The organism is Ruegeria sp. AL3 (assembly GCF_056536065.1).
This window is the reverse complement of the sequence record NZ_JBQFJG010000001.1, coordinates 2,383,984-2,407,171: the sequence shown is the minus strand read 5'-3', so window position 1 is coordinate 2,407,171 and position 23,188 is coordinate 2,383,984. Positions and strand designations below refer to the sequence as shown.

The window sequence follows — 23,188 nt, the reverse complement described above, 5'->3', positions numbered from 1 at the left end:
GGCGTTTTCAGGCTATCCCTTATCCTCGGACCGTTCGGACATCCATTGATCGATCCGCGCAATCTGCTCGGCACTCAGCCGCAAGCCCAGCTTGTTGCGGCGCCAAACCACATCTTCGGCTGAGCGGGCATATTCCTTGTTCATCAGCCACGCGACCTCTTTCGCTGTCAGGGTTGCGCCAAACTCCTCTCCCAGATCGGATACCTGTTTTGCATCACCCAAAACATCCCTTGCTTCAGTCCCGTAAGCTCTGATCAGGCGGGCAGCCCAGCTTTCGGTCAAAAAAGGATAGGCCGCCATAAGATCGCTTTTCAGGGTTTCGACAGCATCCACCGGAAAATCACCCCCCGGCAGTGCGACACCTGCGGTCCAGGGGCCGGGCAGGTGCGGAAAATACTCACCGACCTTCTCAAGCGCGCTTTCTGCAAGCCTGCGATAGGTCGTGATCTTGCCGCCGAATACATTCAAAACGGGCGCCCCGCCCTGCGCATCGACTTTCAACGTGTAATCCCGCGTTGCCGCAGTGGCACTGCTTGCTCCGTCATCATAAAGAGGCCGCACGCCGGAATAGGTCCACACGACATCGTCGCGCGTTATGCTTTTTTTGAAGTACTTTGATGCAAAGGCGCACAGGTAATCCTGCTCGGCCTCTGTGCAGACCGGTTTGGTCGACGGGTCCGGATGATCCTGATCCGTTGTCCCAATCAAGGTAAAGTCCTGCTCGTATGGTATGGCGAAAATGATGCGGCCATCTTCGCCCTGGAAAAAATAGCATTTGTCGTGATCGTAAAGCCTGGGCGTCACGATATGACTGCCCCGCACAAGCCGCACGCCCTCGCGAGAGTTCACGCGGATCTTGGATTGAATAATGTCGCCCACCCAGGGCCCACCTGCATTGATCAGCATCTTGGCCCGGACCAAACGGGTCTCACCGCTGATCCGATCCCGAACGGACACTTCCCAAAGATCGCCGACCCGCTCGGCCGAGGTCACTTCGGTTCGGACCATGATCTGCGCGCCGCGCGACTCGGCGTCACGCGCATTCAGGACCACCAATCGCGAGTCTTCGATCCAGCAGTCGGAATATTCATAAGCCGTTTCGAACTTGTCCTGCAACGGGGCCCCCTCGGGCGCTGACCGCAGGTTCAATGACGTCGTGCCCGGCAGGATTTTGCGCCCGCCCAGATTGTCATACATGAACAGGCCCAACCGGATCAGCCAGGCCGGACGCCGCCCGCGCATCCACGGCATGACCGTGCTGAGCAACCGCGAGGTCGGCGTTTCGGAATCAAACCGCATATCCTTGTGGTAGGGCAGCACAAAACGCATGGGCCAGCTGATATGCGGCATCGCGCGCAGCAGGGTTTCACGCTCGATCAGGGCCTCACGCACCAGGCGAAATTCAAAATACTCAAGATACCGCAATCCGCCGTGAAACAACTTGGTCGAGGCAGAGGACGTGGCAGAAGCGAGATCGTTCATCTCGACCAGCGTCACCGAAAGACCCCGCCCGGCGGCGTCCCGCGCTATTCCACAGCCATTGATCCCGCCGCCGATGATGAAAAGGTCTGTGATCTGGTTGTCCGTTGACTGCATATCCATTGATTCCCTGCCTGACACGGTTGCGGGCATTAGCCAGAATGACCTTCGCTTCGTCAATGTTTATGTTCGTTTTTTTTCTTTTTGCAACACTGGTATGAATTTCCAGCAAGTTGGCTTGCCAAAATCGACAAAAAGAACAAAAACGAAAATCAATCCTCTACACCGGAACTGCCCATGTCCTTGTCCTTTCGCCAATCCGACATTCTGGAAATCGCCAGCACCGATGGGCGCGTTACCGTCGAGGGGCTGGCTGAACGCTTTGGCGTCACCGTTCAGACGATCCGGCGCGACCTGACCGAGCTTGCAGATGCGGGCAAGCTGGACCGGGTTCACGGGGGCGCTGTTCTCCGCTCGGGTGTTTCAAATATCGGATACGAGGACCGCCGCGCGCTGAACGCGGACGCCAAGACCCGCATCGCTCAAACCTGCGCGGCTGATATCCCGGATGGCGCATCAATTTTCATGAACATCGGAACCTCGACCGAGGCCGTGGCAAGGCAGTTGCTGAACCACAAGAACCTGCTGGTGGTGACCAACAACATGAACGTTGCAAACATTCTTGTCGAAAACCCGGACTGCGAAATCATCATGGCCGGCGGCGTTTTGCGTCGGACAGACGGGGGGCTGATCGGCAACCTGACCGTATCAGCCATCCGGCAGTTCAAATTCGACATCGCCGTCATAGGATGTTCGGCGCTGGACGCGGATGGCGATCTTTTGGACTTCGACTTTCAGGAGGTTCAGGTCAGCCAGGCCATCATCGAGAAGGCGCGCCGAACTTTTCTGGTTGCCGATCATTCAAAGTTTCAACGCTCGGCCCCGGCGCGGATAGGATCAATTGCCGAACTTGACACGGTGTATAGCGACCTGCCCCTGCCCGGCAAGCTGCCAGAGCATTGTCGCGAGTGGCAGACTGATGTCGTCATCTGCGACTAGAGGCGGGCAAATAACAACGTCCGGGCGAGTTGCGCGGCTTGCCAGATCGAACTTGGCCTGACACTATCCTTCATACAAGAATTTGTGCACGGGAGGGGAGGACCGGGCCATGATTGCGCTTTTATTTTCGTTGTTTATCGCCACGATGGGGCTGAACTATTTCAAGTTGACCAAAGCTGGCAACGCCTTGTTTTTCGTCACATTGGCCATGTGTATCTACTGGTTGAAATTCCACGCCACCACACCGCTTACAATTCAACTCTGAGGGGCTTGCCATGACACCTGAACTGTCCCGCACCCTCAACGCGATCGGTATGCTTGCCGTCTGCCTTGTACTGGCGTTGGCGTTTTTCTATCAGCTTGTCCTCTATGAACTGCCCTGCCCGCTTTGCCTGCTGCAACGTGTTGGGTTCGTTGCCGTCGGTGTGGGGCTTGGTTTGAACCTGCTCTACGGTCCACGGCCGCAACACTATGCCATCGTGCTGATTGCGGCCTTGTATGGAGGCACTGTATCGATCCGCCAGATTCTTCTGCATATCGTACCCGGCACCGGGCACTACGGCTCTCCGGTTTTGGGTCTGCACTACTATACCTGGGCCGGGATCGCCTTTTTCCTTGTGTTGCTGGGCACGTCGATCATGCTGTTATTTGATCGCCAATACGCCGACCCTTCTGGTCAGGAACCAAGGTTCGGAGGAAATGCTCTGGCAAAGATCGCGTTTTTCGTCATGCTGGCTTTGGCGGTGCTGAACGCGGGTTCGACCTTGCTGGAATGCGGGCCGGGTATCTGCGCTGACCCGCCGACAAGCTACAAGTTGATTGACGAATTGGACGCCGGCAACTGAAGATACCGTAACCTTCCCGAAAAGGAGGAGCGAGCATGGGACTACTGGGACAGCCGCTTGGCTATTATGACTATCTGACTTTCGTGGCATTGATCCTGCTTCTGGCGGCTGTGATGGCGTTGTTTCTTTTTCTCATGGGTCTTCCGGGTCGGATCGCCATCAAGCGCAACCATCCCCATGCCGAGGCCGTAAAGATCATGGGCTGGATGGGATTTCTGGCCGTGGTGCCCTGGGTCCATGCCTTTATGTGGGCGTTCCATGATGGCGTTACGGTCGACATTCGCCGTGGCCCTGACGAGGAAAAAGACGCCATTCGTGATGAAATCAAACGTCTGGGTGGCGATGTCCGACCTGAATATCAAGGTCGACTGGACACAGACGATCCGCAGCAAAGCTAAGGCCAGAGGAAGTCACAAAACATGTTCGTCGCCCTTGGCATCACGTTATTTTACATCATTTTCGTCTGGCTTATTTTCTTCAAGCTGGAACTGCTGAAATTCAACATCGCCTGGGGCATCGTATCCTTTTGGGTTGGCGCGCACCTGTTGCTGATTTTTCTGGTCGCATTGCGGTTCTTTCAACCCTTCTCGGCCGACAGCCACGTGGTGCGTTCGACCATACAGATCATTCCCAAACTGACACAACCGACGATCCTGACCGAAGTTCTTGTGGAACCGAACACACCTGTCACCAAGGGCGATCCACTCTACCGCTTTGATGACACGGTGTTTTCACTGGCGGTGGACAATGCGCAGGCGCAATTGGTCGCCGCTGAACAGAATTCCAAGATTCTGGAACAGGATGTGATCGCGTCGACCGAAGCTGTTGAACGCGCAAACGCGCAGCTGGCCTATGCGCAGACTCAGCAAGCCCGGTATGAAACTCTTGTGCCCGCCGGTGGAGCGCGGCAAGACGAACTGGACCGCTGGAACGAGCAGGTGACCGAAGACCTTGCTGCCGTCAAACAGGCCGAAGCAAATCTGGAAAAGGCGCAACTGGCTGTGGAGTCCCAGATAGACGGTGTTAACACGGGTATTCTCCAGGCAAGGGCGCAGTTGGCCGAGGCTGAGTATTTTCTTGAAAACACAACGATCTACGCGCCTGAAAACGGCATGATCGTATCGCAGCAAGCCCGCCCCGGGCTGGTCGTCGGCGATGTTCGACTGGGCGCGATAGCCAGTTTCGTGACCGAGGACAGCCCCTATCTTCTTGCGACCTTTCGCCAGCAGAATCTGAAATTCGTGGAACCGGGGCAAGAGGTCGAAGTGGCGCTGGATCTTTACCCGGGCGAAATCCTGACGGGCAAGGTCGAGGCGATCTGGTGGGCCACACGCCAAGGGCAACTGATCCCTTCAGGCCGCCTGCCCGGCTTTGAACTGCCGAAACTGCCCGGTCGAATTGCCGTGCAGATCACCGTCGATATCCCGGAAGGGCACACTTTCCCGGCTGGCGGCCACGCCGCAGTGGCGATCTACACCGGCATGGGCAAAAGCTTTGAGTTCCTGAGACGCATCAACATCCGTCTCTATTCCTTCGCCAACTTCATTCGACCGCTGGATATCTGAGGATGCGCGCCATGACACTTAGCCGGTTGATGGGAACTGCACTTTGCGCCGCCACTTTCGCGGCCTGCACGCCCGTGGGGCCCGATTTCGTGCGCCCGAACTCTCCGGTCGTCAAGCAGTGGATCGAGGTAAACAGCCCCAGCGTCGGTCAAAGCGGCCTAACATCGCGCAGCGCACCCGTGGTCAAATGGTGGGAGACATTCAATGACCCGACCCTCAACCGGCTGATTGCCGAAGCTTATGCCCAGAACCTGACGCTTCAGGTCGCGGGCGCGCGCGTGCTGCAAGCGCGGGCACAGCTGGGGATCGCTTTCGGCGAATTGTACCCGCAATCCCAGGCCATAGGCGCGTCTTTGCAGCGGCGGCAAATCAGCGACAATCTTGGGCCTGTTGCCGATATCAACCGGATCATCCCCCTGGATACCGAATTCTCGACGTCTCAGGTTGGGTTCGATGCCCAATGGGAGCTGGATGTCTGGGGCGCACAACGGCGCGGTGTGCAGGCGGCGCGGTCGAATCTGGCTTTGCAGGTCGCAAATTATGATGACGCATTGGTGACACTGACCGGCGACGTGGCCGCGCTCTATGTCAATATCCGCGCGTTGCAGGAATCGTTGGCGGTCGCCCGGGAAAACATCAAATTGCAGCAGGAATCGGCGGACCTGACCCAGCTGCGGTTCAACAATGGGGTCACGACCGAACTGGACGTTCAGGAATCCACTGCCCTGCTCAACAATACCAAGGCCTTGGTGCCCGAGTTGGAAAGCGACCTGCAACAGACCAAGAATGCGCTGGCCGTGCTGCTGGGGGCCACGCCGTCCCGGATGACCAACCTGCTGGGGAATTCCGGCCGTATCCCGTCAGCGCGAACAAATGTGGCCGTTGGAGTGCCGGCAGAATTGCTGCGCCGTCGCCCGGATGTCCGCGCGGCGGAACTGGCCGCTGCGACTCAATCGGCGCAGGTGGGCATCGCAATGGCTGACCTGTATCCTCAGTTCGTGCTGTCGGGCGCGATCGGTTTGCAGGCATCGGGCGGGCGCGATTTGTTCAGCGGCAACAGCACCACCGGTCTGGCCAGTGCCGGCGTGGTCTGGAACGTGCTCAACTATGGCCGCATCAAAAACAATGTCCGCGCGCAGGATGCGGCATATCAAGCGCTGATTGCCAACTATCAGAACACCGTTCTGACCGCGTATTCCGAGGTGGAAAGCGCAATGGTCGCCTATGCGCAAGCGCGAAAACAGGTTGGGTTCTATCAGAAAAGCGTCGAAGCTTCGCGCAAGGCCGCAGATATCGCCGTAAGCCAGTACAGGGATGGCATCGCCAGCTATTCTCGCATTTTGAACACGCAGACCGCGCTTTTGCGGTCGCAGGCAAATCTGATCGAAGCGCGGCAGCAGGTGTCCAGCAATCTTGTTGCCGTTTACAAGGGTCTGGGCGGCGGATGGCAGATCCGGCAAAACCAGGAATTCCTGCCTGAAACCGTGCTGGCGGAAATGGCCTATCGCACCGATTGGGGCGATCTGCTTGAAAAAACCCCGACCCGGGCCAGCCTGAACTAGGCGCTACTTGGTCAACCCGCGCAGACCGCCCGAGATCAAAATATTGACCTCGTAAAGGATGCGGGGCGCGGCCAGCCCGCCGGGGCTGGCCAGATAGTTGGGGCTCCATTCCGGATCGAATTTCTGTTTGAAGGCGCGCAAACCTTCAAAATGATAGAACTGCTCGCCATGCTCATAGACAAAGCCGCCGATGCGGTTCCAAAGCGATGCAAGCTGACGGTTTTCGATGCCTGAGAACGGCGCCGCACCCAATGAGAACCAGTGGAAACCCTGCTGCGATCCCCAGTTCATCATCTCGGCAAAAAGCGCATCCATGACAAAGCTCGGGCTGTCAGGCTCATAGCGCATCAGATCCAGCGACAGCTCGGATTTGTTGCCGCCCTGAAACAGGTTGGCAAAGGCCATGATCTTGCCTGTTTTACCGTCACGCAGAACCGCATGATCGAAATATGACAGGTACTGATCGTCAAAGCCCCCCAGCGCAAAGCCCTTTTCGGCACCCGCCTTTTGTGCCAGCCAATGATCTGAAATCGCGCGCAGTTCCGGCAATACCGGGGCCAGGTTTTCTTTCGGGATGATCTCGAAAACATAGCCCTCCCGCTCGGCCCGGTTCCTGGCCTGCCTGAACCGCTTGCGCGACTTTCCGTCCAGCGAGAAATCCCTGAGCGGAACCCGCGCGACCTCGCCGATCTTCAGGATCGACAGGCCCAGATCCAGAAATGTCGGCAGGTATTTGGTTGAAACACTGTAGAAGGCACACAGTTTTCCTTCTCGGTCCGCCATTTCCCTGAGTTGCCAGATCAATTGCCGCCCCGCCGATTCATCGCCGACCGGCTCTCCCTTCGAGATCAGAGCGTTGCCCGTGTCTGCATATGCAATGAATGCGGTCTCATCCGGTGAGATGAGGAACTGCTTGTCACCGGTAAGCGAGATTTGGGATTCGGTGTCCTCGCACTCCATCACAAGCCGTTCAACGACCTCGGGGATTTCCGTGCGCACAGGCGTCGGAATATCTCGCCCGAACAGAGAGTTCACGGCCACGACGCCCACGATCACCGCCACGATGAGGCTGGAGCGCAAAAAGCGCGAAGCGTCACCGTTCCAGGCAAATTCCCACCACAGGGCGTTCTGGTACTCGACATGGGAATAGGCGAACAATCCGATCCAGAATATCACCGCCAGCAGCGCCACGACACTGACCAACCAAGGAATATTCAGCCTGAAGATCGACGCGCCACTGACCCGGTAAAACGCCCCGCGGAACATCGCCAGAAGGCCAATCGTGCCCAGCATCGACAGCGCTTCGTGAGTGTCCAGCCCCTTTGCCAGCGAGGCAAAGAACCCGGCCACCATCAACAGCATGGCCACCACCCATGCGCGGTAGAGCTTTCGAAACAAACCGCGGGACACCAGCAAAAGCAGCACGCCGACAGCACTGCCGGCAAGGTGCGATGCCTCGACAAACGACAGCGGCAAGACCTCTCTCAGAACGCCAAGGTTCTGCGTGCCCACTGGCAATGCGCCGGATATCAGCAGGACCACCCCTGCCACGGCCGCAACCCCGGCTGCCACCATCGGAACAATGGGGCGGATAACCCGATAGACCCATGTCGCGGCGCCGCCGATCCTGTGCCTTTGCGTCAGTGCGGACGCGATCGCAATGGACACGCTGGCGATACCGAACGGCAAGAAGGTGTAAACGACGCGATACAGCAACAAGGCTGCGATCACATCCGAACGTCCCGACGCTCCAAGCCCCGCGATCAGCGTGGCTTCGAATACCCCAAGCCCGCCCGGCGCGTGGCTGAGGATTCCAACGGCGATGGCGGCGATGTAGATCGTGAAGAAATAGGGATAGCCAACGCCCAGATCGTCCGGCATCAGGACATAGAGCGCCATGGACGCGCCAACCAGATCTCCGATGGCGGCCAGTGTCAGAAGGCTGGCCAGTTTGCCACCCGGCAAGTCGAACCCGATACCGGCGACGGCCAACCGCCTGCCGCCGCTGGACAACCATATGAACATCGCGACCAATGCCCCCAAAAGGCTCAGCCCGATGGCGGTTTCCACCGTTTCGCTGACAGGCATCACTTTCGAGATCCCATCCGGATGCACGGTCAGCAACACACCCAGAACCAGAACAAGCCCCATCCAGAACGCGACCCAGGACGTTGCGATAACCCCGGCCACCCGCCCCAGATCCAAGCCCAGCGACGCATATATCCGATACCGGATCGCCGTTCCGGTAATGTAGGAAAAACCCAGACAGTTCGACACGGCATAGCCGCTGGCTCCTGCCATTCCGGCAACAGGCAATGGCACTTTGCCGCCCGCCACGCTTTGCACGGCAAACACATCATAGAGCGACAGCGACAGGAAACTGAACGCGGTCCAGCACAATGCGAAAAACATCAGTTTCCACGACGTCGTTGCGATATCGGTCTGGACATCTGACCATTTCACATGCGCCGACAAATCATGCAGAACCGTCAGCGCGATCCCGGTCACGAGAACCGGTATTGCAATCCGCAGCCACGGTTTTTCCAACATGGCCGTAAGCTTTTCGGCCCAGTGTACGGCCAGAGGTTCACCGTCACTTTCCGCATTGGTCATGCTGCACGTCCCCGCCAGTTTCTGATCGCAGATACCACGCGCGGCTCACCCGCCCGTCGACGATTCAGACATCATCTGCCAACGGACTCTGGCACATTTTGGTTTTATCTCAAAGCGCTAGAGCCGCCCCTTGCGTGTTGACAGCAAAAGGTTCGTTTCCGAACGCGTCACGCCGTCGATCCGTCGGATCTGAAACAGAACCTCATCCAGTTCGGCCAGGGTTTCCGCGCTGATCTCGGCGATCAGATCCCAACTGCCATTTGTCGAATGAACTGCCGTCACCTGACGCATGGCACCGATCCGGGCCATGACGCGTTCCGTCCCGCGCCCCTCAATCTCGAGCATCATCAACCCGCGCACCGGGCTTTGCGCCAGGTCGCGACGCGTCAGGACGGTGAAGCCGACGATTTCACCGGACTGTTTCAGCCGCTGCAACCTGCTGCGGACCGTGGTGCGTGTCACGCCCAGTGTTTCCGACAGCTCTGACAGGCTTGCCCGTGCATCCCGTTGCAACGCATTGAGCAGCCGATTGTCCAATTCGTCCATAGCATCTTCTCATAAAGGAACTTCCAAGACCATTTTGAGCATTTTGCCGACTTCACGCAAGACAGTCCGACGGCCTAAATGAACACATGGAAATCAAGGATATCATACTGGTCGGCGCCCCCATGGACGCCGGGAAACGTCGTCAGGGATGCCGGATGGGACCTGATGCGTATCGCGTGGCAGGGTTGGATGAGGCGCTGTCTGATCTTGGTCACACCGTCCAAGATTGGGGCGACGTGCAGGCCGAAAACGTCGACATTCCCCGACACCCGCACCTATTCGCCCTGCCCGAATGCGTGGGGTGGACGCACGCTCTCAGCAAAGCTGCGCAAGACGCGGCGGGTCAGGGCATTCCGATTTTCATGGGGGGTGATCACGCCCTGTCCATGGGTACGGTGGCCGGGATGGCCGCCCATGCTGCTCGGATCGACCGCCCTCTTTTTGTGCTATGGCTTGACGCCCACAGCGACTTTCACACTCCGGACAGTACCGGCAGCGGCAACCTGCACGGAACGCCGGTGGCGTATTTCACCGGCAGACCCGGATTCGAGGATTTCCCCCCTTTGCCGGCCGTCATACCGACGGATCGCGTCGGCATGATCGGATTGCGCTCTGTCGACCCGGCTGAACGGGCAGCGCTGGAGCAAGACCGTGCCATGCTGGCGGATATGCGCAGCATTGATGAAAACGGAATCAAAGCCCCCCTTTTGGCCTTTCTTGATCGCGTGAAGGCAGAAAACGCTCTGCTACATGTATCTTTGGATGTCGATTTCCTCGACCCGGCAGTGGCGCCCGCAGTCGGCACGACCGTGCCCGGCGGTGCAACCGAGCGCGAAGCCCACCTGGTAATGGAACTGCTCCATGAAAGCGGGCTTGTCTGCTCGCTGGACCTGGTCGAACTGAACCCGTTTCTGGATGAGAGGGGCCGAACCGCAAAACTGATGGTCGATCTGGCCGCCTCGTTGATGGGTCGCCGTATCTTCGACCGTCCCACCCGGAGTTTTTGATGCTGTCTCTGCAAGCGCCATCTGCCGCCGTCATGATCCGGCCGCACGCTTTTGCGTCCAACCCGGAAACACGCGATGACAATGCCTTTCAAACGCTGAGCACCGCATCCGCCCAGGCCACGTCGGAAGCGGCCAGGGATGAACATGATCGGGCGGTACAGCAATTGCGCGACGCCGGTGTCACTGTTCATGTGTTTGACGATTTCGGGGACCTCAACACACCTGACAGCGTTTTTCCAAACAACTGGTTCTCGACGCATCCCGGCGGCCATGTGGCGATCTACCCGATGTACGTGCCATCGCGCAGACGCGAACGCCGGACCGATGTAATCGAACTGCTCAAACAGGAATACCGTGTGCAGGATGTCATCGACTATTCCGGGCTGGAACAAGACAACCTGGCCCTCGAAGGAACCGGCGCGATGGTGTTGGATCATGTGGCCCGTATCGCTTACACGGTGACGTCCAATCGCGCCGATCCGGTCCTGTTGGAACGGTTCTGCACACATTTCAACTATGAACCAATCGCCTTCGAAGCCCGCGATGCCAAGGGCCGAGACGTTTATCACACCAACGTTTTGATGGGTATCGGAACGCATTACGCCCTGATTTGCCTCGACATGATTTCGGACCCGGCCCGCCGCATGACCGTTCGCAATCGGCTGGAAGAATCCGGTCGAACGGTCATTGACCTGACGCACGACCAAATTGCCGAGTTCGCAGGTAACGCCATTGAACTGACCGGACGGGATGGGTTGGGTCTGGCCCTGTCCAGCAGGGCACTTGCCGCCCTCACACCAGACCAAATCGCAACAATCCAGGACAGTGCAACACCGTTGCCGCTGTCCGTTCCTACAATTGAAACCGCCGGTGGGTCCGTGCGCTGCATGATTGCAGGCGTTCACCTTGCCCGCCGATAGGAGAGCACCATGCAACCTTCAGACAAGGCCCTGGTACCATTCGTTTCCGTCGACAACATGATGCGACTGGTACACCACATTGGCGTCGAACAGATGATCACGCAGATTGCCGCTCAGATCGAGGCCGATTTCAAACGATGGGAAAGCTTCGACAAGACACCTCGCATTCCGGCGCATTCTCCTCATGGCGTTATTGAGTTGATGCCAACTTCGGATGGTGAGGCGTACGGGTTCAAATACGTAAACGGCCATCCCAAGAATACCTCCGAGGGGCTGCAAACAGTAACTGCATTCGGTCTGTTGGCAGACGTCTATACAGGATATCCGACGCTGTTGACCGAAATGACAATGCTGACCGCGCTGCGCACGGCTGCGACTTCGGCATTGGTCGGGCGCTATCTGGCCCCGAAAAATGCCAGGACAATGGCCATGATCGGCAATGGCGCACAGTCCGAATTCCAGTGCCTTGCCTTCAAGGCAATGTGCGGAATCGACACCGTTCGGCTTTATGACATCGACCCGAATGCCACGTCGAAATGCGCTGCGAACTTGCAGGGCAAGGGCCTGACAGTCATCCCTTGCAAGACGCCGGAAGACGCCATTGAATGTGCCCAGATCATAACCACCTGCACGGCAGACAAGAAATACGCAACGATCCTGACCGACAACATGGTCGGGCCCGGCGTGCACATCAACGCCATCGGAGGCGATTGCCCCGGCAAGACCGAGCTGCATCGCGACATCCTGTTGCGTTCGGACATCTTCGTCGAGTACCCTGAACAAACCCGGATCGAAGGCGAAATTCAGGCGCTGGACGCGGATCACCCTGTGACCGAGATGTGGCAGGTCATCACCGGCGCCGCCAAGGGGCGCATCGATGAGCGGCAGATCACTTTATTCGACAGTGTCGGCTTTGCCATCGAGGATTTCTCGGCCCTGCGCTATGTGAAACAGGCGATTGAAGGCACAACCTTCTTTGAACCTCTGGACATGTTGGCCGACCCGGACGATCCGCGCGATCTGTTCGGAATGTTGATGCGAGCTGGATAACACGCGATCTTGGGGGCTCTGCCCCCGCCGCGCTGCGCGCGCCTCCCCCGGGATATTTTCAGCCAGATGAAGCAGGGGATCCGAACTTCATCTGGCCACAAACATCCCGGAGCGCGAGGCAGAGCCTCGCTTCCGAGCTATCCCGCAAGCGATGGCAGGTAGAGGACAATACCCGGGAATGCCACAAGCATTGCGATGGTCAGGGCGTCCGCGATGAAAAAGGGCGTGACGCCTTTGAACACATCTTGAACACTTAGGTCCGGGCGCACACCGGCAACGACAAAGCAGTTCAGCCCGATGGGCGGTGTAATCAGGCAAAACTCGGCCATTTTGACGACCAGAATGCCAAACCAGATCGCGCACATCGGGCCGGACATTCCAAACGCGCTGTCGGCGGCACTGACGGTTTCACCACCATTCAAGGCCATTACCGCCGGATAGACGACGGGCAAAGTCAAAAGCAGCATCCCGATCGCGTCCATGAACATGCCCAACACCGCATATGCCAGCAGAATGCAGATCAGGATCATCATGGGCGACATCTCGAGCCCCGTGATCCAATCCGAGAAGGCACCCGGCAGGTCGGCGAACCCAAGAAAGCGCACATAGATCAGAACGCCCCAGATGATCGAAAAGATCATCGCCGTCAGTTTGGCGGTTTCCAAAAGCGCGGATTTGAGCTCGGCCCAGCGCATTCCGTGGAACAAGGCGAAACAGAATACGATGAAGGCGCCAATGGCACCGCCTTCCGTCGGAGTGCCCCATGCTTTTTCTCCAAACGGATTGTAGACAAAGCAAATGATGATCAGGATGACGGCGACAATCGGAATAGCACCGGGAAGAGCGGCAAAGCGCTGTTTCCAGGAAAACCCCGTGACAGGCGGACCAACGGATTTGAATATCACTGCAATCCCGACGATCAGAAGGCCGTATACAATTGCGGAAAACGCACCCGGAATGAACCCCGCCAACAGCAGCTTCCCGACATCCTGCTCGACGATGATCGCGTAGATCACTAGAATGGCCGAAGGCGGGATCAGGGAGGCCAGCGTCCCGCCCGCGGCAACCACACCTGCTGCAAAGCGTTTGTTATAGCCCACCTTCAGCATTTCCGGAATCGCGATACGGGCGAAGACGGCGGACGTCGCAACCGAAGCTCCGGACACCGCGGCGAACCCGGCTGTGGCGAAAACGGTCGAAACCGCCAACCCTCCGGGCACCCATGCGACCCAACGTTTTGCGGCCTCGAACAAAGCGCGGGTAAGCCCCGCGTAATAAGCCAGATACCCGATCAGGATAAAGGTCGGAATCAGGCTGAGAGTGTGGGACGCGACCTTGGAATGTGGCACCTGCCCCGCGGTCTTGACTGCCACTGTCAGCGCCTTGCCAAACCGTTCCGGATCGTAACCGAACTTGGCCCAGAAAATCCAAACCAGTCCGACAAGCCCTGCCAAACCCGCTGCGAAGGCAACCCGCATGCCCGCCACGACAAGGACCAGAAGGCCGCCAGTGACCCAAAGGCCAATCTCAATCGTGTCCATGTATCAGTCCTGCCCTTCGAACTGTTCGGCCTCGGCCGCCGCCTGCGCCGCTGCATCCTGTATCAACGGAACGGCCGCCGGCGCGTCCAGCCCCAGCCAGAACGCCCGACCATACCCCCAGACTTGCAGCGCAAGGCGCAGGCAGAGAACGGAAAATGCAACGGGTGCCAGCAGCTTGGCCGGCCACAAGGGTATGCCGATGTCGATCGAACTGTCCCGGCTCCACATTGGGGCGCCAAAATCAAAGGACCGGTCGAAATGAGACCAACTGCCCCAAACCAGAGCCAGCATCAGGATCAGGATCAGAACCACCGAGAGCAATTCGAACAGCCACAAAGCCCGACCGTGCAAGCGGGATATGACTATATCCATCCGGATATGCCCCCCATCACGCTGAACATATGAAATGCCCAGAAAAGCGATGAGAGGCATCGCCTGTTCGATCCAGTCCACATAGCCCGGCAAAGGAGCATTCAGTGCATTTCGACCACTGACCGATACAACGGCCAATACCATCAGTGAAAAAACCGCCAATCCGCTGATCAGTGCCAGAAACCGTTCGAGCACGAGCAAACGCTGATCCAACTGGCTCAGACGGCTGCCGTCTACCAGAACCGTGGCTTGTCCTGCCATTCCGGTGTTTCCTTGTTGTTTGTTGCCGGGCGCCTTGAAAGCACCCGGCCTTGTGGATCAGTTGCCGCCGCGCTGTTGCTTCAGCGTCGTCTGGACAAGATCGTAAAGGTCCTGCGCCGGCAGGCCCTGTGCGGTCATGTCCGCAATCCATTTTTCACGGATCGGATCAGCGGCCTTCGTGCGGAACTCTTCGATTACCGCGTCGTCGATCATGACCTTCTGGACACCCTTTTCTTCCAGGACACTGTCCCATTGTTCGAGCAAGCCGCCGTAATTCGCAAGGTAGTGATCGATCGCCTCGTCAATCGAGCTGTCCAGAGCCTCACGATGTTCGGCTGGCAGCGCCTCGTAGGCATCGATGTTGACGACAACCGGGCAGTTCACCGTTCCTGGATTCAGGTTCGCGGTCCACCAGTCCGCTTCGTTGATCGTTCCGAATGACAGGTGCGCGTGCTGGGCAAAGGCCACGGTGTCGACGACGCCCGATTCCATCGCATTGAAGGCTTCGGTCGCCGGAACCGATGTCGGCACCCCTCCGACCGCCTCGAAGGCCTGACCAAGGCCACCGGTCGCCCGGACCCGCATTCCGTCAAATTCAGCAAGTTCATCCCGCGGCTCGCCCGTGCCGACAAGGTTATACTGCGGCATTGGCGAAGTCATGATGATGCGGGCGTTCCATTGCGCCATCTCTTCCTTGACCGCTGGATGGTCGTATACTGCATGGCTTACCGCAACTTCTTCCTGCAGGTTGTTCACACCCAGAAATGGCAGTTCCAAAACGGTAATCGCCCGGTTCTTGTCGCGGTGATAGCCGGCACAGAACTGCGCCATCTCAAAGGCGCCGATTTCGATCCCGTCCAGGTTTTCCTTAGGTTTGGACAACCCGCCATAGCTGACATTGATGGTGAATTCGCCACCGGTTTTCTCGCTGACCAGTTCGGCCAGTTTTTCAACATGTTCCGTAAAGGCGCGGCGCTTGCCCCAGACGGATGCGTTCCATTCTGTCGCCGCGGCTTCGGTCACAAAAGCAACGCCAAGGGCGGCGACTGCGGCACCGCTCAACATCTTTTTCATAGTTTTGTCTCCCATAGGTGCGCCCCCTACCGAGGCGCTTGCCGATCAAGCTAGCGCCAACAATCGGTTGTGCCAACCCTAACCGGGATTTGCGTATTTTGCAGAATAAGCCCCAGAAATGACTCAAAACGACAGAAGCCTTGAGGTCACATGTCGTTGCAACCACAATTGACACACAGCGCCCTCAATTCTCGTTACTTTTAAGTGACTGTTTTTGTTTTATTTTAGCGATTCTTTTGCCAATTTTTTTACTAATATGGCCGTATTGTTAAAATTTCTTTACAAAGAAATTCAAGGATTACACCAATTTATTTATTTATTTTCAGAACGCGGTAATATTCAAACTTGGGGAGGAACAGGATCGACATTGCCTGAATGACAGGCAAAGAATCCACAAGCAATCCAGTCCAGAGGGAGGAGCCTCAAAGATGACCACCGCTGCCCAGGCAGATGCCAAGACTTATCCGCCATCCGCAGAAACCGTCGCTCGTGCGCATGTCGATGCGGCAAAGTATGCTGACATGTACGCAGCCTCAATCAGCGACCCCGACGCGTTCTGGGGCGAGCAAGGCAAGCGCATCGACTGGATCAAGCCCTTCACCCAGATCAAGGACGTCAGTTACGAGTTTGGCTCGGTCAAGATCAACTGGTATGCCGATGGCACGTTGAATGTGTCGGCCAACTGCCTGGATCGTCATCTGAAAACCCGCGGCGACCAGACCGCGATCATCTGGGAGCCGGATGATCCGAATGACCCGGCCCAGCATATCTCTTACGCAGAATTGCACCGCCGCACCTGCCGGATGGCCAACATTCTGGAATCCCTGGGCGTGCGCAAGGGCGATCGCGTGGTCATCTATCTGCCGATGATCCCCGAAGCTGCTTACGCCATGCTGGCCTGTGCGCGGATCGGCGCAATTCATTCGATCGTTTTCGCGGGCTTCTCGCCCGACGCTCTGGCAGCGCGGATCAATGGGTGCGACGCCAAGGTCGTGATTACGGCAGATGAGGCCCCGCGTGGCGGCCGCAAAACGCCGCTGAAATCCAACGCAGACGCCGCCCTGCTGCACTGCAAAGACACGGTAAAATGCCTTGTGGTCAAGCGCACCGGCGGTCAGACCACCTGGATCGACGGTCGCGACTTTGACTACAACGAAATGGCGCTTGAGGCGGACGACTACTGCGCCCCTGCCGAAATGAACGCCGAAGATCCTCTGTTCATTCTTTACACGTCGGGTTCGACCGGTCAGCCCAAGGGCGTTGTGCACACCACAGGGGGGTATCTTGTTTACGCCTCGATGACGCACGAGATCACATTCGATTATCACGAAGGTGACGTGTACTGGTGCACCGCTGACGTGGGCTGGGTCACCGGGCACAGCTATATCGTCTATGGCCCGCTGGCCAATGGCGCAACCACGCTGATGTTCGAAGGCGTGCCCACTTATCCCGACGCCTCGCGCTTCTGGCAGGTCTGCGAAAAGCACAAGGTCAACCAGTTCTACACCGCACCGACCGCGATCCGCGCGCTGATGGGTCAGGGCAATGAGTTTGTCGAAAAATGCGACCTCAGCGATCTGCGCATTCTGGGCACCGTGGGTGAACCGATCAACCCCGAGGCCTGGACCTGGTACAACGACGTTGTCGGCAAAGGCAAATGCCCCATCGTCGACACCTGGTGGCAGACAGAAACCGGCGGCCACCTGATGACGCCGCTGCCCGGTGCACATGCGATGAAGCCCGGATCGGCGATGAAGCCGTTTTTTGGCATCGAACCGGTGGTTCTGGACCCGCAATCCGGTGTTGAAATCGAAGGCAACGGTGTCGAGGGCGTTCTGTGTATCAAAGACAGCTGGCCCGGCCAGATGCGCACCGTCTGGGGCGATCATGAGCGGTTCGAGAAAACCTATTTCTCGGATTACAAAGGCTATTACTTCACGGGTGACGGCTGCCGTCGCGACGAAGATGGCGACTATTGGATCACCGGTCGTGTAGACGACGTGATCAACGTGTCCGGTCACCGCATGGGCACGGCCGAGGTGGAAAGCGCGCTGGTTGCGCATGCTGCTGTGGCCGAGGCTGCCGTGGTTGGATACCCTCATGAAATCAAAGGGCAAGGCATCTATTGCTACGTCACGTTGATGAATGATCGCGAGCCGTCGGACGAGTTGATGAAAGAGCTGCGCACATGGGTCCGCACCGAAATCGGCCCGATTGCATCTCCGGATGTGATACAGTGGGCACCTGGCCTGCCGAAAACGCGCTCGGGCAAGATCATGCGCCGTATCCTGCGCAAGATCGCCGAGAACGATTTCGGATCGTTGGGCGATACTTCGACACTGGCCGATCCGTCGGTGGTCGAAGACCTGATCGAAAACCGTGCGAATAAGTGAGGGTGTGATGGACGCTGCCACGATCACCACGCCCGCCGTTCTCATCCTTCTCGGCCCTCCGGGTGCCGGGAAGGGCACGCAAGCCCGGATGTTGGAAGAGAAATTCGGACTTGTACAACTCAGCACCGGTGACCTGCTGCGCGAAGCCGTCGCGGCCGGAACCGACGCCGGCAAAGCGGCAAAAGCCGTTATGGAAGCCGGCGATCTGGTCAGCGACGAGATCGTCATCGCCATCCTGCGCGACCGCATGGCACAGCCGGATTGCGCCAAGGGCGTCATTCTGGACGGTTTCCCGCGCACGACGGTTCAGGCCGAAGCGCTGGACAGTCTGCTGGCATCGAACAACCAGAAGATCAACGCCGCGATAAGCCTTGAAGTGGAAGACGCGGAAATGGTGACCCGTATTTCGGGCCGCTACACCTGCGCCGGCTGTGGTGAAGGGTACCACGACCAGTTCAAGAAACCTGCCGAAGAAGGCAAATGCGACAAGTGTGGCCATACCGAATTCAAGCGCCGCGCGGATGACAATGCCGAAACGGTGGCCTCGCGCCTTGCGGCGTACCACGCGCAGACGGCACCACTGATCGCCTACTATGACAGTCAGGGCGTGCTGCAGCGCACAAACGCCATGGGCAGGATCGAAGACATTGCCAATGACCTTGAAGGAATCGTTGGCGAAGTCATGAATTAGGGGGTGGATTTAGGGCCGCAAGGCTCTGATCCCAAACAGAATACTTCAAAAGACCGCTTTGGCGGACTGGAGGAGTTTTGCCTGACGTCACATGGCGTCCGGCACAAGTGAGAAGCGGCCCGACGCACTGGAGGATGTGGGCATCGGGCCGTCCAACGAGGAAGCGAAGGAGGAACCCGCGATGGCGGATCATTCAACAAACTCCGCGCAGACTGCCGAGTCCGACAAGGGCTATTGGCAGGCCAACCTGCGCCTCATCTACATCAGCCTCGCGATTTGGGCGCTGGTGTCGTTTGGATTCGGCATTCTGCTGCGTCCGATGTTGTCGGGGATCGCCGTCGGCGGAACCGATCTGGGCTTTTGGTTCGCACAACAGGGATCGATCCTGGTCTTTTTGGTGCTGATCTTCAACTACGCCTGGCGCATGAACAAGCTAGACGCCGAATACGGTGTTGAGGAGTAAACCCCATGGATCAGTTTACCATCAACCTGCTGTTTGTTGGCGCGTCCTTTGCGCTATACATTGGCATCGCGATCTGGGCCCGGGCTGGGTCCACATCTGAATTCTACGCCGCTGGTCGCGGCATCCATCCGGTCACCAACGGCATGGCAACGGCGGCGGACTGGATGTCTGCGGCTTCGTTCATCTCGATGGCGGGTCTGATTGCCTTCACCGGCTACGACAACAGCTCGTTCCTGATGGGTTGGACTGGCGGCTATGTGCTGTTGGCACTGCTGCTTGCGCCTTACCTGCGCAAGTTTGGTAAATACACCGTGTCGGAATTCATCGGCGACCGCTTTTACAGCCAGACTGCGCGTATCGTTGCCGTGATCTGCCTGATCGTGGCCTCGGTGACCTACGTGATCGGTCAGATGACCGGCGTCGGCGTGGCCTTTGGCCGCTTCCTCGAAGTGTCCAACACCTCGGGCCTGTTGATCGGTGCAGCGGTTGTATTTGCCTATGCGGTATTTGGTGGGATGAAAGGCGTGACCTATACTCAGGTCGCTCAGTACTGCGTGCTGATCACTGCCTACACCATCCCGGCTATTTTCATCTCGCTGCAGCTGACCGGCACGCCGGTTCCGGCGCTGGGTCTGTTTGGTGACACCGCCAGCGGTGAACCCCTGCTGACCAAGCTGGATGCCATCGTGACCGAGCTGGGCTTCAATGAATACACGGCCCACCACTCGAACACGCTGAACATGGTACTGTTCACCCTGTCGCTGATGATCGGTACTGCGGGTCTGCCGCACGTCATCATGCGCTTCTTCACCGTTCCCAAAGTGGCTGACGCACGTTGGTCGGCTGGCTGGGCGCTGGTCTTCATCGCTCTGCTGTATCTTACCGCGCCTGCGGTTGGTGCCATGGCGCGTCTGAACATCAGTGACATGATGTGGCCCAATGGCGGCATCGAAGGCGGTGCTGTGACTGTTGAACAAATCGACAATGACGCACGCTATGACTGGATGGCCACGTGGCAAAAAACCGGTCTGCTGGATTGGGAAGACAAAAACGGCGACGGCAAGATCCAGTACTACAACGACAAGAATGCCGACATGCAGGCACTTGCCGAAGAAAAAGGCTGGGTTGGAAACGAGCTGACCAAGTTCAACCGTGACATCCTGGTTCTGGCCAACCCCGAGATTGCCAACCTGCCGGGTTGGGTGATCGGTCTGGTCGCAGCCGGCGGTCTTGCGGCTGCTCTGTCCACCGCTGCGGGCCTGCTGCTTGCAATCTCGTCGGCTGTGTCCCACGACCTGATCAAGGGTGCCATCAACCCGCAAATCTCGGAAAAGGGCGAGCTTCTGTCAGCGCGTATCGCAATGGCCGTGGCGATTGTGGTTGCGACCTATCTAGGTCTGAACCCACCGGGCTTTGCGGCACAAACCGTGGCGCTTGCGTTCGGTCTGGCGGCAGCTTCGATCTTCCCGGCGCTGATGATGGGGATCTTCTCGACCCGCATCAACAACACCGGCGCGGTCGCAGGCATGCTGGCTGGTCTGGTCGTCACTCTGGTCTACATTTTCCTGCACAAGGGCTGGCTGTTCATTCCGGGCACCAACTCGTTCACTGATGCAGATCCGCTGCTGGGTCCGATCAAGTCGACCTCGTTCGGTGCGATCGGTGCCATGGTCAACTTTGCAACGGCCTACATCGTTGCCGGTATGACCAAGGAGACTCCGCAGGAGATCAAGGATCTGGTCGAAAGCGTACGCATTCCCCGTGGTGCGGGCGCAGCTCAGGATCACTGAGTATGATGCGGTTGTCGGCACTTGCCTTCGGCCGCGTCTTTCGATCCACTGTTCCCGCCCGGCACACCACCGGGCGGGATTTTTTCACCAGAATACCGGAGACATCAGATGCCCCTATCCCACGATGAAATTACCCGGTTTCTGAAATCCGTTCATCCCTATGACGCGCTGCCGTCGGACACCCTCGATCAGATCGTAAAGCAGATCGAGGTCTGGGAGGTTGAGGAAGACGCCTCGGTCTATGAGCTCGGCCATTCCCTGCCCGGGGTCTTTGTGATTTATGAAGGACAGGTTGAGATCACCGACGAGAACGGCGCAGTCGTTTCTCATCTGGGGTTGCGAAATTCCTTCGGTGAACGCGGCCTGTTGAAGGACGGCAAGGCTGCGACCAAGGCCCGCGCCCATACACCATCTGTCCTGATGGTTCTGCCTCCGGATTTGGTCCGGACTTTGATCGACAACCACGACGTTGTCGCCAAATTCTTCAATCGAACCCGCGGTAATCGCAGCGGCCCTCAAAGCCTTGCGACCAGTTCGATTGACGTTCTGATGGCGCGCGATCCCGCCACCTGCCCTGCGGACACGACAGTTCAGGAAGCGGCACGCATCATGCGTGACAAACACATCTCGTCACTATGCGTGACAGATGGAGAGACGTTGCAGGGTATCGCCACCCTGCGGGACATTTCGGGCAAATTTGTTGCCGACGGGTTGCCCGTAACAACACGGATATCCGAAATCATGACTGAAAATCCCGTAACCCTCTCGCCCAGCGATATCGGCTCGGACGTTCTGCATATCATGATGGAGCGCGGCATTGGCCACATCCCGGTTTCCGAAGGCGGTCGTCTGGTCGGGATCGTGACGCAGACCGATCTGACCCACTATCAGGCCGTCAACTCGGCCGAGTTGGTTGGTCGGATCGCAAAGGCCGACAGCGCAGAAGAGATGGCGAGGGTGACGGCGGAAATTCCGCAGTTGCTGGTTCAGTTGGTTGCCGGCGGGAACCGGCACGAGATCGTCACGCGGCTGATCACCGATATTGCCGACACGGTTACCCGTCGCCTGCTGAAATTGGCCGAAACTGAACTGGGCCCGCCGCCTGTACCCTATTTGTGGCTGGCCTGCGGCTCACAGGGACGGCAAGAACAAACCGGCGTATCGGATCAGGACAATTGCCTGATGCTGGATGACAGCGCCACCGACGCCGATATGTCCTATTTTACCAAACTGGCCAAATTCGTCTCTGACGGGCTGGATGTCTGCGGGTACTTTTACTGCCCCGGCGACATGATGGCGACCAATCCGCGCTGGTGTCAGCCGGTTCGTGTCTGGCGCGACTATTTCAAGGGCTGGATTGCCAAGCCAAACCCCGAGGCGCAAATGCTGGCCTCGGTCATGTTCGACCTGCGCCCCATCGGCGGCGCATTTGAGTTGTTTGCCGACCTGCAAGCCCACACTCTGGCAGCGGCCAGGGCAAACTCGATCTTCGTCGCACACATGATTTCGAACTCGCTGAAGCATACGCCCCCACTGGGCCTGCTGCGCGGTTTCGCGACGATCCGCTCGGGTGAGCATCGCAATACGCTGGACCTGAAACACAACGGAGTTGTGCCCGTCGTCGATCTGGCGCGCATCTACGCGCTGCAAGGCGAGCTGACCGAGGCCAACACCCGCGCCCGCCTGAAAGCCGCCGAGGCCAGCGGCGTGCTCAGCCCTTCTGGTGCGCGTGACCTGCTGGACGCCTATGATCTGATCGCGGAAACCCGGCTCGAACATCAGGTTCGGCTGGTTAAGTCCGGAGCGATGCCCGACAACTATCTGCCACCGTCTGAATTGTCGGACTTTGAGCGAAGTCATCTGCGTGATGCTTTTGTGGTGGTAAAAACGATGCAATCGGCAGTTGGCCACGGCAAGGGAATGCTGGGCTGACATGCGACTGACCAACGGAGAGACC

General features: G+C 58.1%; 20 protein-coding genes. 14 read left to right on the top strand and 6 right to left on the bottom strand.

Annotated features, from left to right (window positions below; translation table 11 throughout):
- Positions 1-12 precede the first annotated feature (12 nt).
- Complete coding sequence (gene glpD / locus ACR3E6_RS12180) at positions 13-1,596, bottom strand: glycerol-3-phosphate dehydrogenase (RefSeq protein ID WP_480487321.1); 1,584 nt, start codon at positions 1,594-1,596, stop codon at positions 13-15.
- 180 nt (positions 1,597-1,776) lie between these two features.
- Here glpD and ACR3E6_RS12175 point away from each other — a divergent pair, with 180 nt between their 5' ends.
- The 6 genes from ACR3E6_RS12175 (at position 1,777) to ACR3E6_RS12150 (ending at position 6,510) form a co-directional block, all read left to right on the top strand.
- Entirely contained in the window at positions 1,777-2,538 is a 762-nt protein-coding gene (locus ACR3E6_RS12175; protein WP_171633000.1) for a DeoR/GlpR family DNA-binding transcription regulator, read from the top strand.
- Between the two features lie 109 nt (positions 2,539-2,647).
- A complete protein-coding gene (locus ACR3E6_RS12170) occupies positions 2,648-2,803 on the top strand; it encodes a DUF5993 family protein (protein ID WP_171116330.1) in 156 nt (51 codons plus the stop codon).
- A gap of 10 nt (positions 2,804-2,813) precedes the next feature.
- Positions 2,814-3,383, top strand: a complete 570-nt coding sequence (locus ACR3E6_RS12165) for a disulfide bond formation protein B (RefSeq protein ID WP_152457736.1) — start codon at positions 2,814-2,816, stop codon at positions 3,381-3,383.
- A 35-nt stretch (positions 3,384-3,418) separates the two neighbouring features.
- A complete protein-coding gene (locus tag ACR3E6_RS12160) occupies positions 3,419-3,781 on the top strand; it encodes a DUF3302 domain-containing protein (protein WP_152457735.1) in 363 nt (120 codons plus the stop codon).
- A gap of 21 nt (positions 3,782-3,802) precedes the next feature.
- Positions 3,803-4,948: an HlyD family secretion protein gene (locus tag ACR3E6_RS12155; RefSeq protein ID WP_171633005.1), complete on the top strand. Its 1,146-nt coding sequence runs from the start codon at positions 3,803-3,805 to the stop codon at positions 4,946-4,948.
- 11 nt (positions 4,949-4,959) lie between these two features.
- Complete coding sequence (locus tag ACR3E6_RS12150) at positions 4,960-6,510, top strand: efflux transporter outer membrane subunit (RefSeq protein WP_245217982.1); 1,551 nt, start codon at positions 4,960-4,962, stop codon at positions 6,508-6,510.
- A gap of 3 nt (positions 6,511-6,513) precedes the next feature.
- Here ACR3E6_RS12150 and mprF read toward each other — a convergent pair whose 3' ends face one another.
- Both mprF and ACR3E6_RS12140 read right to left on the bottom strand, forming a co-directional pair.
- Positions 6,514-9,123, bottom strand: coding sequence for a bifunctional lysylphosphatidylglycerol flippase/synthetase MprF (gene mprF / locus ACR3E6_RS12145; RefSeq protein WP_480487319.1), 2,610 nt, complete (start codon positions 9,121-9,123; stop codon positions 6,514-6,516).
- Positions 9,124-9,240: 117 nt separating this feature from the next.
- Positions 9,241-9,669 (bottom strand): Lrp/AsnC family transcriptional regulator, encoded by a 429-nt coding sequence (locus ACR3E6_RS12140; RefSeq protein ID WP_171633011.1) that lies wholly within the window; start codon positions 9,667-9,669, stop codon positions 9,241-9,243.
- A gap of 86 nt (positions 9,670-9,755) precedes the next feature.
- Between ACR3E6_RS12140 and rocF the strand changes: the two genes are divergently transcribed.
- The 3 genes from rocF to ACR3E6_RS12125 are packed head-to-tail and all read left to right on the top strand — an operon-like array spanning position 9,756 to position 12,646.
- A complete protein-coding gene (gene rocF, locus ACR3E6_RS12135; RefSeq protein ID WP_171633014.1) occupies positions 9,756-10,676 on the top strand; it encodes an arginase in 921 nt (306 codons plus the stop codon).
- Entirely contained in the window at positions 10,676-11,596 is a 921-nt protein-coding gene (gene ctlX, locus ACR3E6_RS12130) for a citrulline utilization hydrolase CtlX (RefSeq protein WP_171633016.1), read from the top strand. The genes rocF and ctlX overlap by 1 nt, the downstream gene beginning before the upstream one ends.
- Positions 11,597-11,605: 9 nt before the next feature.
- Positions 11,606-12,646 carry an ornithine cyclodeaminase gene (locus tag ACR3E6_RS12125; protein WP_480487317.1) on the top strand — a complete coding sequence of 347 codons (1,041 nt, stop codon included), beginning with the start codon at positions 11,606-11,608 and terminating at the stop codon, positions 12,644-12,646.
- Positions 12,647-12,783: 137 nt separating this feature from the next.
- On the opposite strand, the gene ACR3E6_RS12120 is transcribed toward ACR3E6_RS12125, so the two are convergent.
- Genes ACR3E6_RS12120 through ACR3E6_RS12110 form a run of 3 tightly spaced genes read right to left on the bottom strand, consistent with a single transcriptional unit; the run spans position 12,784 to position 15,894 of the window.
- On the bottom strand, positions 12,784-14,187 hold the full coding sequence (locus ACR3E6_RS12120) for a TRAP transporter large permease (protein WP_171723428.1): 1,404 nt from the start codon (positions 14,185-14,187) through the stop codon (positions 12,784-12,786).
- A gap of 3 nt (positions 14,188-14,190) precedes the next feature.
- Positions 14,191-14,820 (bottom strand): TRAP transporter small permease, encoded by a 630-nt coding sequence (locus ACR3E6_RS12115; protein WP_152457727.1) that lies wholly within the window; start codon positions 14,818-14,820, stop codon positions 14,191-14,193.
- Between the two features lie 57 nt (positions 14,821-14,877).
- Positions 14,878-15,894: a C4-dicarboxylate TRAP transporter substrate-binding protein gene (locus ACR3E6_RS12110; RefSeq protein WP_171723430.1), complete on the bottom strand. Its 1,017-nt coding sequence runs from the start codon at positions 15,892-15,894 to the stop codon at positions 14,878-14,880.
- A 428-nt stretch (positions 15,895-16,322) separates the two neighbouring features.
- Here ACR3E6_RS12110 and acs point away from each other — a divergent pair, with 428 nt between their 5' ends.
- The 5 genes from acs (at position 16,323) to ACR3E6_RS12085 (ending at position 23,163) form a co-directional block, all read left to right on the top strand.
- A complete protein-coding gene (acs, locus tag ACR3E6_RS12105; RefSeq protein WP_171723431.1) occupies positions 16,323-18,287 on the top strand; it encodes an acetate--CoA ligase in 1,965 nt (654 codons plus the stop codon).
- 7 nt (positions 18,288-18,294) lie between these two features.
- Positions 18,295-18,978: an adenylate kinase gene (locus tag ACR3E6_RS12100; protein WP_210092234.1), complete on the top strand. Its 684-nt coding sequence runs from the start codon at positions 18,295-18,297 to the stop codon at positions 18,976-18,978.
- 181 nt (positions 18,979-19,159) lie between these two features.
- Positions 19,160-19,441 (top strand): DUF4212 domain-containing protein, encoded by a 282-nt coding sequence (locus ACR3E6_RS12095; RefSeq protein ID WP_170344753.1) that lies wholly within the window; start codon positions 19,160-19,162, stop codon positions 19,439-19,441.
- 5 nt (positions 19,442-19,446) lie between these two features.
- Positions 19,447-21,231, top strand: a complete 1,785-nt coding sequence (locus ACR3E6_RS12090; protein WP_171633032.1) for a sodium:solute symporter family protein — start codon at positions 19,447-19,449, stop codon at positions 21,229-21,231.
- Between the two features lie 108 nt (positions 21,232-21,339).
- A complete protein-coding gene (locus tag ACR3E6_RS12085; RefSeq protein WP_480487314.1) occupies positions 21,340-23,163 on the top strand; it encodes a DUF294 nucleotidyltransferase-like domain-containing protein in 1,824 nt (607 codons plus the stop codon).
- Positions 23,164-23,188: the final 25 nt, after the last annotated feature.

Bases quoted from the DNA above. Each gene is read 5' to 3' on its own strand.
- glpD (WP_480487321.1), bottom strand. From the start codon at position 1,596: ATGCAGTCAACGGACAACCAGATCACAGACCTTTTCATCATCGGCGGC.
- ACR3E6_RS12175 (WP_171633000.1), top strand. From the start codon at position 1,777: ATGTCCTTGTCCTTTCGCCAATCCGACATTCTGGAAATCGCCAGCACC.
- ACR3E6_RS12170 (WP_171116330.1), top strand. From the start codon at position 2,648: ATGATTGCGCTTTTATTTTCGTTGTTTATCGCCACGATGGGGCTGAAC.
- ACR3E6_RS12165 (WP_152457736.1), top strand. From the start codon at position 2,814: ATGACACCTGAACTGTCCCGCACCCTCAACGCGATCGGTATGCTTGCC.
- ACR3E6_RS12160 (WP_152457735.1), top strand. From the start codon at position 3,419: ATGGGACTACTGGGACAGCCGCTTGGCTATTATGACTATCTGACTTTC.
- ACR3E6_RS12155 (WP_171633005.1), top strand. From the start codon at position 3,803: ATGTTCGTCGCCCTTGGCATCACGTTATTTTACATCATTTTCGTCTGG.
- ACR3E6_RS12150 (WP_245217982.1), top strand. From the start codon at position 4,960: ATGACACTTAGCCGGTTGATGGGAACTGCACTTTGCGCCGCCACTTTC.
- mprF (WP_480487319.1), bottom strand. From the start codon at position 9,123: ATGACCAATGCGGAAAGTGACGGTGAACCTCTGGCCGTACACTGGGCC.
- ACR3E6_RS12140 (WP_171633011.1), bottom strand. From the start codon at position 9,669: ATGGACGAATTGGACAATCGGCTGCTCAATGCGTTGCAACGGGATGCA.
- rocF (WP_171633014.1), top strand. From the start codon at position 9,756: ATGGAAATCAAGGATATCATACTGGTCGGCGCCCCCATGGACGCCGGG.
- ctlX (WP_171633016.1), top strand. From the start codon at position 10,676: ATGCTGTCTCTGCAAGCGCCATCTGCCGCCGTCATGATCCGGCCGCAC.
- ACR3E6_RS12125 (WP_480487317.1), top strand. From the start codon at position 11,606: ATGCAACCTTCAGACAAGGCCCTGGTACCATTCGTTTCCGTCGACAAC.
- ACR3E6_RS12120 (WP_171723428.1), bottom strand. From the start codon at position 14,187: ATGGACACGATTGAGATTGGCCTTTGGGTCACTGGCGGCCTTCTGGTC.
- ACR3E6_RS12115 (WP_152457727.1), bottom strand. From the start codon at position 14,820: ATGGCAGGACAAGCCACGGTTCTGGTAGACGGCAGCCGTCTGAGCCAG.
- ACR3E6_RS12110 (WP_171723430.1), bottom strand. From the start codon at position 15,894: ATGAAAAAGATGTTGAGCGGTGCCGCAGTCGCCGCCCTTGGCGTTGCT.
- acs (WP_171723431.1), top strand. From the start codon at position 16,323: ATGACCACCGCTGCCCAGGCAGATGCCAAGACTTATCCGCCATCCGCA.
- ACR3E6_RS12100 (WP_210092234.1), top strand. From the start codon at position 18,295: ATGGACGCTGCCACGATCACCACGCCCGCCGTTCTCATCCTTCTCGGC.
- ACR3E6_RS12095 (WP_170344753.1), top strand. From the start codon at position 19,160: ATGGCGGATCATTCAACAAACTCCGCGCAGACTGCCGAGTCCGACAAG.
- ACR3E6_RS12090 (WP_171633032.1), top strand. From the start codon at position 19,447: ATGGATCAGTTTACCATCAACCTGCTGTTTGTTGGCGCGTCCTTTGCG.
- ACR3E6_RS12085 (WP_480487314.1), top strand. From the start codon at position 21,340: ATGCCCCTATCCCACGATGAAATTACCCGGTTTCTGAAATCCGTTCAT.